General features: G+C 48.5%; 19 protein-coding genes. All 19 read left to right on the forward strand.

The genetic code is table 11. The annotated features are described in order from the left end of the window. The first annotated feature begins 40 nt into the window (after window positions 1-40). The 19 genes from V8F51_RS04630 (at window position 41) to proS (ending at window position 16,721) form a co-directional block, all read left to right on the forward strand. Entirely contained in the window at window positions 41-2,128 is a 2,088-nt protein-coding gene (locus V8F51_RS04630) for a chemotaxis protein CheA (RefSeq protein ID WP_337098872.1), read from the forward strand. Between the two features lie 12 nt (window positions 2,129-2,140). After that, window positions 2,141-2,602: a chemotaxis protein CheW gene (locus V8F51_RS04635; protein WP_337098873.1), complete on the forward strand. Its 462-nt coding sequence runs from the start codon at window positions 2,141-2,143 to the stop codon at window positions 2,600-2,602. A 2-nt stretch (window positions 2,603-2,604) separates the two neighbouring features. Then, window positions 2,605-3,222 carry a chemotaxis protein CheC gene (locus V8F51_RS04640; RefSeq protein ID WP_337098874.1) on the forward strand — a complete coding sequence of 206 codons (618 nt, stop codon included), beginning with the start codon at window positions 2,605-2,607 and terminating at the stop codon, window positions 3,220-3,222. Next, entirely contained in the window at window positions 3,219-3,713 is a 495-nt protein-coding gene (locus V8F51_RS04645; protein WP_337098876.1) for a chemotaxis protein CheD, read from the forward strand. The genes V8F51_RS04640 and V8F51_RS04645 overlap by 4 nt, the downstream gene beginning before the upstream one ends. Window position 3,714: 1 nt before the next feature. Continuing rightward, window positions 3,715-4,161: a hypothetical protein gene (locus V8F51_RS04650; RefSeq protein WP_337098878.1), complete on the forward strand. Its 447-nt coding sequence runs from the start codon at window positions 3,715-3,717 to the stop codon at window positions 4,159-4,161. A gap of 4 nt (window positions 4,162-4,165) precedes the next feature. Then, window positions 4,166-4,951: a FliA/WhiG family RNA polymerase sigma factor gene (locus V8F51_RS04655; RefSeq protein WP_337098879.1), complete on the forward strand. Its 786-nt coding sequence runs from the start codon at window positions 4,166-4,168 to the stop codon at window positions 4,949-4,951. A 15-nt stretch (window positions 4,952-4,966) separates the two neighbouring features. Next, window positions 4,967-6,373, forward strand: coding sequence for a DUF342 domain-containing protein (locus V8F51_RS04660; protein ID WP_337098880.1), 1,407 nt, complete (start codon window positions 4,967-4,969; stop codon window positions 6,371-6,373). A gap of 126 nt (window positions 6,374-6,499) precedes the next feature. Further along, window positions 6,500-6,829 carry a hypothetical protein gene (locus V8F51_RS04665; RefSeq protein WP_337098881.1) on the forward strand — a complete coding sequence of 110 codons (330 nt, stop codon included), beginning with the start codon at window positions 6,500-6,502 and terminating at the stop codon, window positions 6,827-6,829. A gap of 35 nt (window positions 6,830-6,864) precedes the next feature. Continuing rightward, window positions 6,865-7,458 carry a DUF6115 domain-containing protein gene (locus tag V8F51_RS04670; RefSeq protein ID WP_337098882.1) on the forward strand — a complete coding sequence of 198 codons (594 nt, stop codon included), beginning with the start codon at window positions 6,865-6,867 and terminating at the stop codon, window positions 7,456-7,458. Continuing rightward, window positions 7,451-8,026 (forward strand): hypothetical protein, encoded by a 576-nt coding sequence (locus V8F51_RS04675; protein ID WP_337098883.1) that lies wholly within the window; start codon window positions 7,451-7,453, stop codon window positions 8,024-8,026. Before V8F51_RS04670 ends, V8F51_RS04675 begins: the two co-directional genes overlap by 8 nt. Before the next feature lie 172 nt (window positions 8,027-8,198). After that, window positions 8,199-8,897, forward strand: a complete 699-nt coding sequence (gene rpsB, locus V8F51_RS04680; protein WP_307204067.1) for a 30S ribosomal protein S2 — start codon at window positions 8,199-8,201, stop codon at window positions 8,895-8,897. 133 nt (window positions 8,898-9,030) lie between these two features. Continuing rightward, window positions 9,031-9,681 carry a translation elongation factor Ts gene (gene tsf, locus V8F51_RS04685; protein WP_337098885.1) on the forward strand — a complete coding sequence of 217 codons (651 nt, stop codon included), beginning with the start codon at window positions 9,031-9,033 and terminating at the stop codon, window positions 9,679-9,681. Between the two features lie 108 nt (window positions 9,682-9,789). After that, window positions 9,790-10,518, forward strand: coding sequence for a UMP kinase (gene pyrH, locus V8F51_RS04690; RefSeq protein ID WP_337098886.1), 729 nt, complete (start codon window positions 9,790-9,792; stop codon window positions 10,516-10,518). Then, window positions 10,518-11,072: a ribosome recycling factor gene (gene frr, locus V8F51_RS04695; RefSeq protein ID WP_337098887.1), complete on the forward strand. Its 555-nt coding sequence runs from the start codon at window positions 10,518-10,520 to the stop codon at window positions 11,070-11,072. Before pyrH ends, frr begins: the two co-directional genes overlap by 1 nt. Before the next feature lie 62 nt (window positions 11,073-11,134). After that, window positions 11,135-11,899, forward strand: a complete 765-nt coding sequence (locus V8F51_RS04700) for an isoprenyl transferase (RefSeq protein WP_337098888.1) — start codon at window positions 11,135-11,137, stop codon at window positions 11,897-11,899. 27 nt (window positions 11,900-11,926) lie between these two features. Further along, on the forward strand, window positions 11,927-12,727 hold the full coding sequence (locus V8F51_RS04705) for a phosphatidate cytidylyltransferase (RefSeq protein WP_337098889.1): 801 nt from the start codon (window positions 11,927-11,929) through the stop codon (window positions 12,725-12,727). 18 nt (window positions 12,728-12,745) lie between these two features. Beyond that, window positions 12,746-13,885, forward strand: a complete 1,140-nt coding sequence (locus V8F51_RS04710; RefSeq protein ID WP_337098890.1) for a 1-deoxy-D-xylulose-5-phosphate reductoisomerase — start codon at window positions 12,746-12,748, stop codon at window positions 13,883-13,885. Window positions 13,886-13,980: 95 nt separating this feature from the next. Next, window positions 13,981-15,261: an RIP metalloprotease RseP gene (gene rseP / locus V8F51_RS04715; protein ID WP_337098891.1), complete on the forward strand. Its 1,281-nt coding sequence runs from the start codon at window positions 13,981-13,983 to the stop codon at window positions 15,259-15,261. Window positions 15,262-15,272: 11 nt separating this feature from the next. Continuing rightward, complete coding sequence (gene proS / locus V8F51_RS04720; protein ID WP_337098892.1) at window positions 15,273-16,721, forward strand: proline--tRNA ligase; 1,449 nt, start codon at window positions 15,273-15,275, stop codon at window positions 16,719-16,721. Window positions 16,722-16,851 lie beyond the last annotated feature (130 nt).

Below are 16,851 nucleotides of genomic sequence, written 5' to 3' on the forward strand. Positions count from 1 at the left end.
TAGTGACTACCATAAGTACTTACAGGAGGTGTTTCTCGAAATGGATATGAATGCATACTTGTCCATGTTTATCGATGAATCGAACGATCACTTGCAAGCATTGAACGAAAACCTGCTCAAGCTTGAAAGCGAGCCCGGGGAGCTAAGCATCGTTCAAGCCATCTTCCGTTCCGCTCATACGCTTAAAGGGATGTCGGCAACGATGGGCTTCGAGGATCTGGCAGCTCTAACGCATGAGATGGAAAATGTGCTGGATCTCGTTCGTAATAGCAAGCTTAAGATGGATAGCTTTATATTTGATACATTGTTTAAAGGGCTTGACGCTCTGGAAGCGATGGTACAGGATATCGTTGGCGGAGGAACGGGCAAAGCAGACGTAACGGCGATCGTTGCTTCTCTGCAAGTCATTCTCAAAAGCGATTATAAATCGGGAGCTGCTTCGGCTCAGCCTGTTGCAACTGAGGTTGTTAAGCCGTCTGCGGGAACAGCGGGAGCCATGCTGCTCGATGAATTCCAATCATCGGTACTGCTGCAATCGATCGAAAGCGGTCAGAATGTATATCACATTCAAGTATCGGTACGCGATAATTGCGTCTTGAAAGCGGCGCGTGCCTACATGGTATTCGACTTGCTAGAGCGCAGCGGTGAGATCGTGAAGTCAGAACCGTCCGTTCAGGATATTGAGCAAGAAAAGTTCGATCTATCATTCTCCGTATTTACGATATCGCCGCTAGAGGGTGCAGATCTACAGAAACAAATTTCCGATATTTCAGAAATCGAATCGGCCGTTGTTACGCTGCTTGATCAGGAATCGCTGGCCATGCTTAGCCAATCACCGGCGGCGCCTGCGATCGATAGTGTTGCCCAAGTGAACGAAACTGCAGCAGTACCTGTTATTGAAGCCCAAAGCCAAACTGCGGCAACTGCTGCGGCGCCAGCTGCTCAAGCGAGTACATCTTCGGCTCCAGCGCCAGCCGTTTCGCGTACGATCCGCGTCGATATTGAACGTTTGGACACGCTTATGAATTTATTTAGCGAACTGTTGATCGATCGCGTAAGGCTAGAGCAGTTGTCCAGCGAGATTAAACGAAATGATTTGACCGAGACGGTTGAGCACATGGCTCGTGTCAGCTCAGACTTGCAAAACATCGTTCTAAAGCTTCGCATGGTTCCAGTAGAATCGGTATTCAACCGCTTCCCGCGGATGATTCGGGATTTGGCTAAATCGTTGGACAAGAAGATTGATCTCGTCATTTCCGGTGCTGAAACCGAACTTGACCGAACAGTCATTGATGAGATTGGCGATCCTCTTGTTCACTTGCTTCGCAACTCGGTAGATCATGGTATTGAGACGGTTGAAGAGCGTATTGCCGCGGGCAAGTCGGAGACGGGTACGATCAATCTTCGCGCTTACCATAGCGGAAACCATGTATTTATTGAAGTGGAAGAAGACGGCCGAGGCATCCATAAGGAAAGAGTGCTGAAGACCGCAATCAAGAATGGCGTCGTTACAGAGGAAGAAGCGAAGAAGCTGACGAACGATGAAATCAATATGCTCATCTTCGCTGCTGGATTTAGTACGGCTGACAAAATTTCCGATATTTCCGGCCGCGGTGTTGGTCTTGACGTCGTAAGATCAAAGATCACTTCACTCGGTGGTAATGTAACGGTAGATTCTGCGCAAGGCAGAGGAACGAAATTCTCTGTTCAGCTTCCGCTTACTTTGTCTATCATATCTGCAATGCTTGTTAAGCTAGGAAGCGAGAAGTATGCGATTCCTCTATCGTCCATCGTGGAAACTGGAATTATTCGTAAAGAGCAAGTGTTGCATGTACATGGCAATCGGATGATCGAATTCCGAAATACGATCATTCCAGTCGTGTCGTTAAGCAAAGTTTTGGATTCCCCTGATTATAACGAGGATACGGAGGAAGAAACAGAAATAGTCGTCGTTCGCAAAGGCGAGAAGTGGGCTGCTGTTACGGTAGACGAGTTCATCGGCCAAAGTGAAATCGTACTTAAGACGCTTGGCAAGTATTTGGCCAACATTGAAGCGATATCCGGAGCAACGATTCTTGGCGACGGCTATGTGGCACTTATTATTGATCCGAATGCACTCATTAAATAGGGAGGGTTTACAATGGGAGAAGAAGTAAAGGTTATCGTGTTCGCGCTAGGCAACGAGGAGTACGGAATTGAAGTAGATAAGGTTCGCACGATTGAAAGATTGTCTCCAATTACTCGTGTCCCGAAAACAGCGGCATTCATTAAAGGAGTTATTAATCTTCGCGGAATAGTTGTTCCAATTATTGATCTTCGCGGTCGCTTTAATCTATCCGAGACGCAGCCAACTGAAAATTCGCGGATAATCGTAGTAGCGGTAGGCGAGATTGAAGTAGGCTTTATCGTAGATGCAGCTAACGATGTCATTGATATTGATACGGATTCCATTGACTTGCCGCCAGAGATTGTTGGTGGTATAAAAGCGAAATATTTGCGCGGCATTGCGAAGCTCGGAGAAGGCCGGCTTCTTATTATGCTCAATCTATCGGAAGTACTTAACAAAAACGAGATTGTCCAGCTAGCGCAAGTAGAGGCATAGAAGTGAGTATATTTAGTCGTTTCGAAGCCTTCGAGCTAGATGTACTGAAAGAAGTAGGTAATATTGGGGCGGGCAATGCAGCGACCGCATTGTCCCGTCTACTGGACAAGCCGGTAGATATGGCTGTTCCAAAAGTAAGCTTTCTTCCTTTCGAAGAAGTCGCTGATCGAGTTGGCGGCTCCGAGCAGATTGTGTTCGCCGTTTTCCTTCGCGTTGAAGGAGACGCCCCAGGCAATATGTTCTTTATCATCGAGGAAGCATCTGCTGAACGTTTGTTAAGACAATTATTGTCGATAAGAGAGGAAGGCCAAGAAGGTTATTCAGAGATGGAGCTTTCCGCACTATGCGAGATTGGAAACATACTCGCCGGATCGTATTTATCATCGCTGGCCGATTTTACTCATCTGACGATGGCGCCGTCTGTACCGCAGATTGCGCTTGATATGGCGGGAGCTATTCTTAGTTATGGACTTGTCCAATATGGCGAGATGGGCGACTCTGCAATGCTGATCGAAACGACTTTCTTAGAAGATCGTGAGGCGCTAGAGGGGCACTTCTTCCTAATCCCGGATCCAGAATCGTTCGACAAAATATTCAGGGCCCTGGGAGTCGTTCAATGATACAGCAAAATGTGATCAAGGTAGGCATGGCAGATCTGAATATCGCAATGGACGGGGCAACCCTTAAGACGACAGGACTTGGTTCCTGTGTTGGTCTTACGTTGTTTGACCCGATTCGAAAAATAGCCGGTATGGCGCATGTCATGCTGCCTTCATCAGATATTGCCCGCGAAACTACAATTAATTTGGCAAAATATTCGGATACGGCAATTCCTGAATTGCTGGACCGAATGCTTGCACAAGGCGCGCGAATAGAGCGTATGAAAGCGAAGATGGCTGGAGGCGCACAAATGTTTGCGATGTCTGGACAAAGCGATACGATGAGAATCGGACCGCGTAACGTAGAATCGTGCACAGCAATGCTTCACCGATTCAAGATTCCGATCCTTTCGCAAGATACTGGAGGCAGTGTCGGTCGCACGATTGAAATAGACAGCAACAGCGGCATACTTTCGATAAGAAGTGTGCAGTTTGGAATAAAGGAGATTTGACATGCTAGGAACATGGCGATGGAATGTTGGATTAGGATTCGTCGGCACGGTACTGACGGTAGCTTTCTCACTCGGAGCGAATCCGCCTGGCGTAGTACTGCTTCGAAGCGTGTATGCTTTCATCGCTTTCTTTGTTCTTGCGTATGCGGTACGAGCAGTGTTTGCCATCATCCTTAAACCTCCGGCGCTAATTGGAGAACCATCCGAGAGCGCGGAAGCTGCCGGCAGCCTAACAGGAGGGCAGCTCGATCTTCAGACACCGAACGAAAGTGACGATTTGAATGAGCTGCTCAAGAAACAGATGCGAGAAGACAATTCTACTGTTGGAGCCCAAAAGCAGGAGGCTGTTAGCGCGTTTCAACCGCTTAATCCTCCTCAATTGCTTTCTACAAAAAATTCACAGCCTGAGGAATTGGCTAAGGCCATTCGTCACCTGACAGGAGAGTGAATCGATGGCCGAGCCCAAAACCGCTCATCTGACAAACATCCAGATGTGGCAAGCGTGGAGAGAACGTGGTGAAGTCGAAGCTAAGAAGCAATTGATCGAGCAATATTTGCCGCTTGTTGATTACGTTACGAATCGTATGGCAATCGGCCTGCCCAAAAACGTAATTAAGGATGATCTCGCTAGCAATGGCGTTATGGGTTTAATCGATGCAATCGAGAAGTTTGATTATTGCCGGGGATTGCAATTCGAGACCTATGCTTCATGGCGTATACGCGGGGCAATTATCGATGGATTGCGTCAAGGCGATTGGGTGCCTCGTTCGGTGCGTGAGAAAGCGAAGCGAGTGGAGGAAGCCTATCAGCATCTCGAGCAGCAGTATTTGCGTTCCGTAACAGATGCCGAGATTAGCTCCTATTTGCAAATATCGGAGAAAGAATTCGCCGGCATGCTTCAAGACATTGCAGTGACGACGGTATGCTCCTTGGAAGATCCCATTCGTGAAGAGGAATCGGAGACACGGATGTCATTGCTGGTGGACGACAAAGCGAAGAATCCCGATCACAAGGTTCACGAGTTTTATATGAAGGAATCGTTAGTGAAGGGGATCGAAAGATTGACCGAAAAGGAACGTACGGTAGTATCCTTATTCTACTACGAGGAATTGTCTTTGAGCGAAATAGCTGAAGTTATGTCTTTATCGCCTTCGCGAATTTCCCAGCTCCATTCCAAAGCGATTTTACGTTTGCGCGGAGTGCTGGCTAAACATAAGGATCAACTCTTGCAGCATTAGAAAGGAGGAGATAAGGTGGATGATCAACAATTAGACAGCTTTCTGCGCGTTCAGACTTCAGCGGATAAATTGTCGGCCTTCTTAACTTTTAGCCGTATAACTGATGACTTCGAATGTACCGCTGAGCAATTGGAGCGTTTTGTACGGAGCAAAGGAATTGTCCAAGGGCTGCAGTCAGAGATGCTAAATTACATAAGCAGCAACCCGCTTGCCTATTGCAAGGAACAAACCGTCATTGCGAAGGGTAAATCGCCCCAAGCAGGCAAAGATGGATATATTAACCTTATCTATGAACTAGAACAGCGAGATAAGCGTCCGTCCGAGAACGAAGACGGCAAGATTGACTTCAAGGATGTTAATAAGCTGAAGAACGTTACGCGCGGACAACTTATCGCAGAACGAATTGATCCTCAGCCAGGTCCATCCGGAGTAACGGTTAACGGAGAAGCGATTCCTTCCAAGCTGGGCAAGCAGGTACGCTTCAAAGTAGGCAAGAATGTCGTGCTTAATCCGGAACAAACGGCCATGTATGCGGCAATTGACGGTCTAATCACGATGACGGATAAGGAAAAGATAAACGTCTTTCCGATCTATGAAGTGAATGGCGACGTTGACTATCGTGTCGGAAACATTGATTTTGTCGGAACGGTCGTCATTCGCGGCAACGTACTCAACGGCTTCCGTATTAAAGCAGCAGGCGATATTCGCGTTATAGGCGGCGTAGAAGGCGCTGAGCTTGATTCAGAAGGCTCTATCGAGATTACAGGGGGTATTCTCGGTGGAAATAAGGGTCATGTGAAGGCTGGGCGCAACGTGCGCAGTTCCTTTATTCAAGAAGCGAACGTCATTGCCGGAGAAGATATTCTCGTCTCCCAAAGCATTATGCATTCAAGTATAAGAGCTGGCAAAAGCATCGTATGCTCAGGAGCAAAGGGATTAATCGTAGGCGGCATCGTTCAAGCAGGCGACTTAGTGCGTGCCCGCACCGTCGGCAACACGATGTCTACAGCAACAGCGATTGAGGTTGGCGTTAAACCAGAGTTCCGTTATGAGCTGCAGGAGCTAAGGACGAGGTTAAAGCAATCTGCGGAAAGCTTGGACAAAACGGATAAAGCGCTTACTATTCTCGATCAGCTGGCCGCAGCTGGACAGCTCTCTGAGGAGAAGATGGCGCTGCGGGTTAAGCTTAGCGCGACGAAACGTCAGACGAAGGTTGAGGTAGAGGAGACAAGAATGCGCATTCTCGAAATTGAACGTTCGCTGGAAGATACGGATCGGGCCACGATTGAGGTCGTAAATACAATCTACGGCGGGACCAAGGTTGTCATCGGACGATATACCAAATTCGTTAAAGACGCAGCGCAGCGAGTATCCTTCCGTTATCAGGACGGGGATATTACTATGAATCCATTAATCTCGTGATAACAATATCTAGCGAAGTCCTGTGAGGATAAGCAATTTTATGCATTTAACTGCGGGAAGAAACACATTTAGACCGCACTGCTCGGCTTCTGCTCGGCCGACTACCTTATAAGGGGGAGTCATTCGATGACCTTCAAACCACTTGATATGCAAATGTCTGTACCGCGTACGCAAGAGTATAGTGGACTGCAAGGACAAGCTGCTCATAAGCCTTTAGCTGACCAGTCAGCATTAGCGGGTCAAGCGTCCAAGGAAACCGAACAGCTGCGGTCAAAAAATACCGGAGTTGAGCAAGCGACTGGTCAGAAGGTGCGCAGCGATCAAGATCAGAGTAAAGAATCCGGAGGCCACCGTTCATCTGCTTCCAAGCGCACAGCTGGCGAACAGACGGACGAGCAGTCGGAAGCGAAGCCTGCCCATCCATTCAAGGGGCATAATCTTGACATTAAATTATAGAAGCGCAAGTCATCAGGAGAAAGGCGGTAAGTGAGGTGGAATCGTACTGGCAATATATTGTGTTAGTTGGAGCGGTTGTCATCGTGCTGGCTTTTATGCTGCCTAGACAGAAGCGGCAAGCAGAGCAGCCTTCACAAAGTATTCAAAATATGGAGACGGCGCTCGAGCAGTTTATGGAGAATATGGAGAAGGACAATCAGGAGCTTGTCTCGCTTGTGGCGAAATCGCAGCAGGAAGCGAAGAAAGATGCAGAACTCAAAGATATGCGTATAGCAGAGTTAGAGCGCAAGAGCTCTACGCTTGAGCAACAACTGCATCTAGCGACACTGCAAGCCGCGAGTATAGTCAACCAGGGGACAAGACTGGATCCATTATCGACAGAATCCGTTCAACATGATGCGATTCAACCTGCTTCCATAATGAGTCAGCCCAAGCTAGACGAAGAAGAAACGCAGGCAGAAGAGCCAATTCATGCGAAGCGCTCAATCCAGGCTCGTTACGCGGAGTTGTTTCAATTGTATGAGCAAGGAAAATCGATCGAAACGATATCTCGGAAGCTTGGCATGAACAAAGGCGAGGTGCAGCTCATTATGCAGCTTGCAAAGCAGGAGGATGCTGCTCATGCTTAAAAACCGTACATTCATGATTGGTCTCGGCGTCGGCATTATTATAGGAGCGTTGCTTTTGGAGCTCATGTACATCGGCGAGAAAAGCGAGGAAAAGTTGTCATTGCTTGGCGAAGATCAAGCAACTGAACAGAAGTTGTATACGCAAGAAGAAGTTGATGCACTGCTGGCAGCACAGAAGGATTCAGATGAGATAAACGACGAAGTGAATCAGAATGCTGATCCAGAAGCAACGGATGCGCCAGTGAAAGCAAGCGACAAGCCTCTTGAGCCTACTTCTACGCCCGTTCCGGCTACGCCTGCAGCTGATCAATCTAATGCTGAGAAGGTACTACGGATTGAACATGGAGCGAACTTAAGCAATACAGCTTCTTTGCTCGAGAAGAACCATATTATTGACGATAAGACGGGGTTCATTAATCAAATGAAGAAGGACAAAAAACTGGTTCGCGCCGGTTATTTTTTGTTTCACGAGAATATGACGGTTGATGAAGCCATCGAAACGGTTACGAGCAACCCGATAACGAAATCAGAAGCGGACGCGTTCAATAGCTCGAAGGCAGCAAACTGATTTTATTCTATAAACCATTGTTGCAGACGTTTGTCATATATGATATATTAATTGACGGTGTTAAAAACGCACGCCGGTCAATTTTGCCAATGGTGCTTTCGCTCGGCGAAAGTGTTGGCAAGAGATGCGAGTGGCGGAGGAGCACACAAAACCAATACAGGAGGTGTTGAATATGGCGGTTATTTCCATGAAACAGCTTCTCGAAGCTGGGGTACACTTCGGTCATCAGACTCGTCGTTGGAATCCTAAGATGGATCGTTATATCTTCACAGAAAGAAACGGAATTTACATCATCGACTTGCAAAAAACAGTGAAAAAGGTTGACGAAGCGTATAACTTCGTTAAATCCGTAGCTGCAGAGGGCGGCACTATGCTGTTCGTCGGCACAAAGAAACAAGCTCAAGACTCGGTTAAAGAAGAAGCAGAACGTTGCGGCAACTTCTACATCAACCAACGTTGGTTGGGTGGCACGCTTACGAACTTCTCGACTATTCAAAAGCGTATCGACCGTTTGAAACAGCTTGAGAAATGGGAAGAGGACGGCACTTTCGAAGTTCTTCCTAAGAAAGAAGTTATCATTCTTCGCAAAGAAAAAGACCGTTTGGAGAAATTCCTTGGCGGCATCAAAGGTATGAAAGGTTTGCCAAGCGCGCTGTTCATCATCGACCCGCGCAAAGAGCGCATTGCTGTAGCAGAAGCTCGTAAACTTGGTATTCCAATCGTTGGTATCGTTGATACGAACTGTGACCCAGACGAAATCGACTATGTCATTCCTGGTAACGACGATGCAATTCGTGCCGTTAAGTTGTTGACTTCGAAGATGGCTGACGCAATCGTAGAAGCTAACCAAGGCGAGCAAACAACGGCTTAAATAGCAGTTCATGCAGGTCAACAAAGGGTGGTCAGATGGTGAAAAACCTCTCACTGCCCTTTTTTTGAACGAAAATCATTTTTTTAAAATAAGGTAGAATAACAGCTTCGCACAACATTTAGGAGGGTTTAACATGGCAGTTAGCGCTAGCGCAGTAAAAGAACTACGTGAAAGAACGGGAGCAGGAATGCTCGATTGTAAAAAAGCTTTGGACGAAACAAACAACGACATCGACAAAGCGATCGCTTTGCTTCGTGAAAAAGGTTTGTCGGCTGCAGCTAACAAAGCTGGCCGTATCGCTACAGAAGGCGTTGTAGAATCGTACATCCACGCTGGCGGCCGTATCGGCGTTATCGTTGAAGTAAACTGCGAAACAGACTTCGTTGCAAAAACGGATCAATTCCGTGAATTTGCAAGAGACATCGCTATGCAAATCGCAGCTGCTAATCCAAAATTTGTTCGCCGCGAAGAAGTTCCTGGCGATGAGCTTGAGAAAGAGCGCGAAATTTTGAAAGCACAAGCGCTTAACGAAGGCAAGCCTGAAAAAATCGTTGAAAAAATGGTTGAAGGCCGCATCTCGAAATACTATGAAGAATATTGCTTGTTGGAGCAATCGTTCATCAAAGATCCCGACAAAACAATTTCGACTTTGCTTAATGAAAAAATTAGCAAAATCGGCGAGAACATCTCGATCCGTCGCTTCGTTCGTTTCGAACTTGGTGAAGGCCTTGAGAAAAAAGTCGACAACTTCGTTGAAGAAGTTATGGCTCAAGCAAAACTTTAATCCGAACGCACAGGCGGGGCGGGGCGTCCGCCCCGCCTGCTTGTTTTCAAAGACACAATTTGTAGAAGCTTGCACACTTATTTGAGCTGTATGATGGAGGTATAAACGTTGGAACATCCTGTGTATAAACGTATCGTTCTTAAGGTCAGCGGTGAATCATTGTCAGGACAGGAAGGCTATGGTATTGAAGCGTCGGTCATCTCTTCCATTGCGAACCAAGTGAAGGAAGTTATTGCGCTCGGCGTAGAAGTCGCAATCGTATGCGGCGGCGGCAATATCTGGCGCGGAATCGCCGGCACGGCGAAAGGCATCGATCGCGCGACAGCCGATTATATGGGCATGCTTGCTACTGTAATGAATTCACTGGCGCTTCAAGACGCGCTGGAACAAATTGATGTGCCAACACGAGTGCAGACGTCGATCGCGATGCAGCAAATTGCTGAACCGTACATTAGACGCCGTGCCATTCGTCATTTGGAGAAGGGCAGAGTCGTTATTTTCGCAGCAGGAACAGGCAATCCGTTCTTCTCGACAGATACGACAGCCGCACTTCGTGCTGCGGAGATCGAAGCAGAAGTGATTTTAATGGCGAAGAACAAAGTGGATGGCGTGTACTCGGCCGATCCGTTCAAAGACGATACGGCAGAAAAATTCGAAGAGCTTACTTACCTTGACATGCTTAACCGCAACTTGGGCGTAATGGATTCAACAGCCGCTTCGCTCTGCATGGACAACAATATTCCGCTTATTGTATTCTCGATTACAGAGAATGGTAATATTAAGCGTGTCGTGCTCGGTGATAAAATCGGGACTATTGTGAAAGGAAGTGTCAAATAATGCCGCTTCAAATTAAGAAAAATGCTGAAGAACGCATGGATAAAGCAATCTCGGCTTTAAAACGCGACCTAGCATCGCTTCGCGCAGGCAAAGCGAGTCCTGCTTTGTTTGACCGCATTCAAGTTGAATACTACGGGGCAATGACGCCTCTTAACCAGCTCGCTAATATCAATACACCAGACGCGCGCACGCTGCTCATTCAGCCTTGGGACAAATCGTCCGTTGCTGCAATTGAGAAGGCGATCATGAAGTCGGATTTGGGTCTTACTCCTTCTAACGATGGAACTGCGATTCGCATTTCCGTGCCTATGCTTACGGAAGAGCGCCGCGCCGAACTCGTGAAAACGTCGAAAAAGTTCGGTGAAGAAGCAAAGGTGGCTATCCGCAACATTCGCCGCGATGCCAACGACTCCATCAAGAAGCTTGAGAAATCGGAAATTTCCGAGGATGAATCACGCGGCCATCAAGAAGATATTCAGAAGGCAACGGACAAGTTCATCACTGAAGTGGATAAAGTTCTCGTTTCCAAAGAAAAAGAGATTATGGAAGTATAATTATACAATAGGCCCCTCCGACAGGTGGGGTTTGGTTTTGATTCCGGTTGGGAGGAACGAAGATGATCAAGCGACTTTGGGCCCTACTTGGCAAATCGTCCAAAAAGCCGTCTAATCCTAAAGTCTTCGAAAAGGTTCCTGAGCATGTGGCTATTATTATGGACGGCAACGGCCGTTGGGCTAAAAAACGTGGATTGCCGAGGACGGCAGGTCATCATTCCGGGATGAAGGCGGTCAAGCGAATAACGATGGCCGCTGATAAGCTGGGCATTAAATATTTGACTTTATATGCGTTCTCCACGGAAAATTGGACGCGACCGAAGGATGAGGTCGACTTCTTAATGAAGCTTCCCCAGCAATTTCTTGAGATTGAGCTCGACGAGCTGATTGCGAACAACGTTCAAGTCCGAATGATGGGGCATAAAGAGAACTTGCCTGCCCATACAATAAGCCCGCTTGAGGAAGCGATCGTCAAGACAGCGAACAATACCGGGCTCGTATTGAACTTTGCACTTAACTACGGCAGCCGTAAGGAAATGCTGGAGGCGGTCAAGGATATTGCTTCGGATGTGTCGCGAGGCGTGGTCGACATCAATGAAATTGATGAGAAGCTGATGGCAAGCCGGTTACATACAAGCGGAATGCCTGACCCGGATTTGCTTATTCGAACGAGCGGTGAGCTCCGTCTAAGCAACTTTATGATGTGGCAGCTCGCTTACAGTGAATTATGGTTTACGGATGTGTATTGGCCAGCGTTTACAGAAGAGCATTTTCATGAGGCCATACAAGAGTATCAGCGCCGTGTGCGCCGATATGGCGGTTTGTAGCTTCAAGTATCGGAGTGTGACGTTTCGTTGAGACAACGGATTATTACAGGGGTGCTGGCTGGGGCGCTTTTAGTTGCTCTGACAATTGTTGGAGGCTGGCTATTTACCGCTTTGCTCGTACTGCTCGCCATTATAGGGTTTACGGAGTATGCAAGAATGAACGGCGTCAAATGGTCGCATCCGTCCGCACTGCTTGGGTATGCGGGCGTATTGCTGTTTGTCCTTCCTTGGTCGGATTGGAACGTTGATGTGCCTTCCGAAATGACAATCATGTGGATGCTTGCCTTTCTATTGCTTGCCGTGACTGTCATTACCAAAAACAAAACGACAATTGATGGCGCCGCGCTTATGTTGCTAGGCGCTTTATATGTAGGTTACGGCTTTGCGGCCATGATCGAAGTGCGAGGCATCGTTCCGAACGGATTGTTCTGGACGTTCCTATCCTTCTCCTGTACGATTGCGTCGGATACAGGCGCTTATTTCTGCGGACGAGCCTTCGGAAGATCGAAGCTATGGCCGTCGATCAGCCCGAATAAGACAATCGAAGGTGCGTTAGGCGGTGTCGTGCTGTCTTTGATCGTTGCAGTGATTTTCTCCGTATTCGCACCGGAAACGGTCAGTCTTAGTCTGCCAACGGCACTTCTCATCGGTTTGCTGGCCGCTGTTGCTGGGCAATTCGGAGATTTAATCCAATCTGCCTACAAGCGAGTGCGTGATATTAAGGATACGGGAACACTGCTTCCCGGCCACGGCGGCGTACTCGACCGTTTCGACAGCTGGCTGATCGTATTTCCGCTGCTGCTCCTAACCGGCCTATTGCCGTCTTAAGTTTGGAGGATATTGGTGATGAAGAAAATTAGTATTTTAGGCTCGACAGGATCTATCGGAACGCAAACGCTCGATATCGTTGCTCATGCTCCGGAGCTGTTCAAAGTCGTTGGACTGTCGGCGGGATCTAACGTCGACCTGCTCATCGAGCAGGCGCGCCAGTTCAAGCCGGCAATCGTATGTCTCGGTTCGAAGGAGCTTGCCGATGCCGCTAGACTGCATGTGCCCTCTGGAACAAGAGTTGTATATGGCGAAGAGGGCTTGATCGAGACGGCTTCTCATACGGATGCAGATATAGTCGTGACGGCGATCGTTGGCAGCCGAGGGCTCCCAGCAACGCTTGCAGCTATTAATGCCGGCAAGACGATTGGCCTCGCTAACAAGGAGACGCTCGTTACAGCAGGGCATCTCGTTATGGAACGCGCTAAACAGCGCGGCGTGGCGATTCTGCCGATCGATAGCGAGCACTCGGCCATCTTCCAGTGTCTGAATGGCGAGAAGCGGGAGAGCATCAAGCAGATTACGCTTACCGCATCGGGGGGCTCGTTCCGTGATCGTACGCGCGAGCAGCTAGAAGGCGTGACAGTGAGTGAGGCGCTTAACCATCCGAACTGGTCGATGGGTGCGAAGATTACGATTGACTCGGCTACGATGGTCAACAAAGGGCTTGAGGTCATTGAAGCCAAATGGCTGTTCGGGGTTTCATACGATCAGATAGATGTCATTATTCATCCGGAAAGCATCATTCATTCCTATGTGGAATTCTCCGATCATAGTGTAATCGCTCAAATGGGCTTGCCGGATATGCGAGTGCCGATTCAATATGCGCTCACTTATCCGGATCGCGTGGCAACGCCGACGAATCGACTGAACTTAGCTGAGATCGGCAAGCTTCATTTCCGCGAGATGGATTTTGTCCGTTTCCCGTTACTGCGACTTGCCTTCGATAGCGGGCGCTTAGGCGGCTCCGCTCCTGCTGTATTCAATGCAGCGAATGAAATAGCTGTCGCGCGTTTCTTGAACGGAGAAGTTAATTTTCTCGATATAGAGAGAATTGTAGAGTCGACCGTTAGCCGTCATGATGTTACGGAGATTAACGATTTACAGACGATCGCGGAGGTAGACAGCTGGGCTCGCCGGTTCGCGGCAACCGTATAGCGATTGCATACGGTCAAAAACCGGTTCTCTTGTATCGGACGGGAGAATAATGATAATCTATGTACAGGCCGTAACGAACAGGAGGCTTCACGTATATGCATATGATTCAGGTCATTCTTCTGACCGTGCTCGTTTTTTTCGTTATTGTCACGATTCACGAATGGGGACACTATTACTTTGCCAAACGGGCGGGTATACTAGTCCGCGAATTCGCGATCGGTTTTGGTCCAAAGCTGTTTTCGGTGTTGCGAGGCGAGACCAGGTATACGCTTAGATTGATCCCGGCAGGCGGCTTCGTTAGAATGGCTGGCGAGGATCCAGAGATTGTTGAAGTTCAGCCAGGCCAGACAATAGCAGTCCGCGTTAAGGATAATGTGGTCAAGAAGCTGTATCTCGATCGCTTGGATGAGCGGAGCGACGTTATTCGCGGTGAAGTTACCTCGATTGATCTAGAGCGCAATCTTCATGTGACGCTGGATATTGAAGGGGAAACGGAGCGTTTTGCTGTGCATCCTCAAGCGCTGCTGATTGCGAAAGGCAGAGATACGCAGATTGCGCCTCTTGACCGCCAATTCGGCAGCAAGACTGTAGGTCAGCGCGCGCTAGCAATTGCAGCTGGTCCATTTATGAACTTCGTATTGGCATTCGTGCTGTTCGCTGCTTACATTCAGATGGCTGGCGTACCAACCACTCAGCCCGATAAGCTGCTAATTAACTCGGTATTGCCAGATTCCCCTGCATCACAAAGCAAGCTGCAAGAAGGCGATGTCATTCATGCCATTAATGGCACGAAGATCGGTACCGATTTTGATAAAATGCTCGATATAATCGGAAAGTCTCCTAATGTCGCGCTTAAGGTCGATATTATAAGAGACGGCGTAGCTCAGCAGATTGAGATTACACCGAAGCCTGACGATCAAGGAGTCGGCAAGGTCGGCATTACCGCCGGTGTCAATAAAGTGCCGATGAGGCAGGCCACCTTCGCAGAAACGATTACGGGTTCGGCAAAATTAATGAAAAATATGACGATCAGCATTTTCGAAGGATTCAAGCAGCTAATCAGCAACTTTAATCTAGATGATGTAGGCGGTCCAGTACGAACGGCGGAAGTTACGGGTCAGATCGCAAGCCAAGGCATCGTACAGCTGACTTCGTGGACAGCACTGCTTAGTCTGTACCTCGGCATATTCAACCTGCTTCCAATTCCGGCGCTGGACGGCAGCCGTCTCATTTTCCTCGGAATTGAAGCATTGCGCGGCCGACCGGTCGATCCGAATAGGGAGAGCATGGTTCACTTTGTCGGATTTGCAATGATTATGCTATTAATGCTGGTAGTTACCTATAACGATATTTTACGATTGGTACGAGGGGAGTAGTAAGAAAGCTCATGTCTAAGGATAAGCAATTTGTTACGGAAATTACGCCGCAGAGCGAAGATTTCTCCAGATGGTATATCGATGTTATTAAGAAAGCCGAACTTATGGATTACTCGCCGGTTCGAGGCTGTATCGTGTTCCGCCCAGAAGGTTATGAGCTGTGGGAAAATATTCAGCGCGACCTGGACAGAAGATTCAAGGAAACAGGTCACCGCAACGCTTACTTCCCAATGTTCATCCCGGAGAGCTTCTTCCAAAAAGAGAAGGAGCATGTCGAGGGCTTCAATCCAGAGCTTCCATGGGTAACGGAGGCTGCCGGCGAGAAGCTGGAAGAGCGCCTTGCCGTTCGTCCGACTTCCGAGACGATGTTCGGCCATATGTATTCCAAGTGGATTCAATCTTACCGCGATTTGCCTGTCCTTATTAACCAATGGGCTAACGTTGTACGCTGGGAGAAGCGTACGATGCCGTTCCTTCGCACAAGCGAGTTCCTATGGCAGGAAGGCCATACCGCTCACGAGAACGAAGAAGAGGCACGTGAAGAAACGATGCGCATGCTGAACGTTTATCGTGAGTTCGTAGAGGAGTTCCTCGCGATTCCGGTTATCGTAGGCGAGAAGACACCTTCGGAGCGATTCGCGGGCGCGGTTGACACTTATTCGATCGAAGCGATGATGAAGGACGGCAAGGCGGTTCAAGCCGGCACCTCCCATTATCTCGGAACGAAGTTCGCTGTAGCTTTCGATATCAAATATTTGGATCGTGAAAATACATTGCAGTTCTGCCATACGACGTCATGGGGAGCAAGCACGCGACTCATCGGTGCGCTTATTATGGTGCATGGTGACGACCGTGGCCTTGCATTGCCGCCTAAGGTTGCTCCAACACAAGTAATTATGATTCCGATCGGACCTGCGAAGATGCGCGAGCAAGTTGTTGGTCGCGTGGACGAACTGTATGCCGAGTTGAAAAAAGCTGGCGTTCGCGTTCGCGTCGACGACCGTGCGGACGTAAGTCCGGGCTGGAAGTTCAATGAATACGAGATGCGCGGCGTACCGCTTCGTCTCGAGCTTGGACCACGCGATATGGAGAACGGCGTCGTTGTGCTCGTATCGCGGATGACTGGCGAGAAGCGCATCGTGCAGCAAGACAATCTAATAGCTGAAGTTGAAGCGATGCTTGCCGAGATTCAGAGCGGCATGCTGGAGAAAGCGAAGCAATTCAGAAGCGACAATTCCCGTTCTGTCGACACGATCGACGAGATGAAAGCTTTCCTTGAAGAGCAGCGCGGTTTCGTTGAAGCCGGTTGGTGCGGTTCTGCCGCTTGCGAGAAGCAAGTGAAGGAAGAGACAGGCGCTACAAGCCGCAATATTCCTTTCGAACCTTCCGTTCAGAAGCCGAAATGTCTCGTATGCGGTGATGATTCGAAGCACACAGTCGTATTTGCAAGAGCTTATTAAGAAAACCTCCTATCGGAGTACCTAGAACGAACAACTTTGTTCAAATATAGGAAAGTAATTCAATCTGCCATACTTTCTCTATATTTCTCCGGAATGAAACGCGCAGCGCCGCCAATGGACGGCGCTGCGC

This window comes from Paenibacillus sp. YIM B09110 (assembly GCF_037167145.1).
Taxonomy (GTDB): Bacteria; Bacillota; Bacilli; order Paenibacillales; family Paenibacillaceae; genus Pristimantibacillus.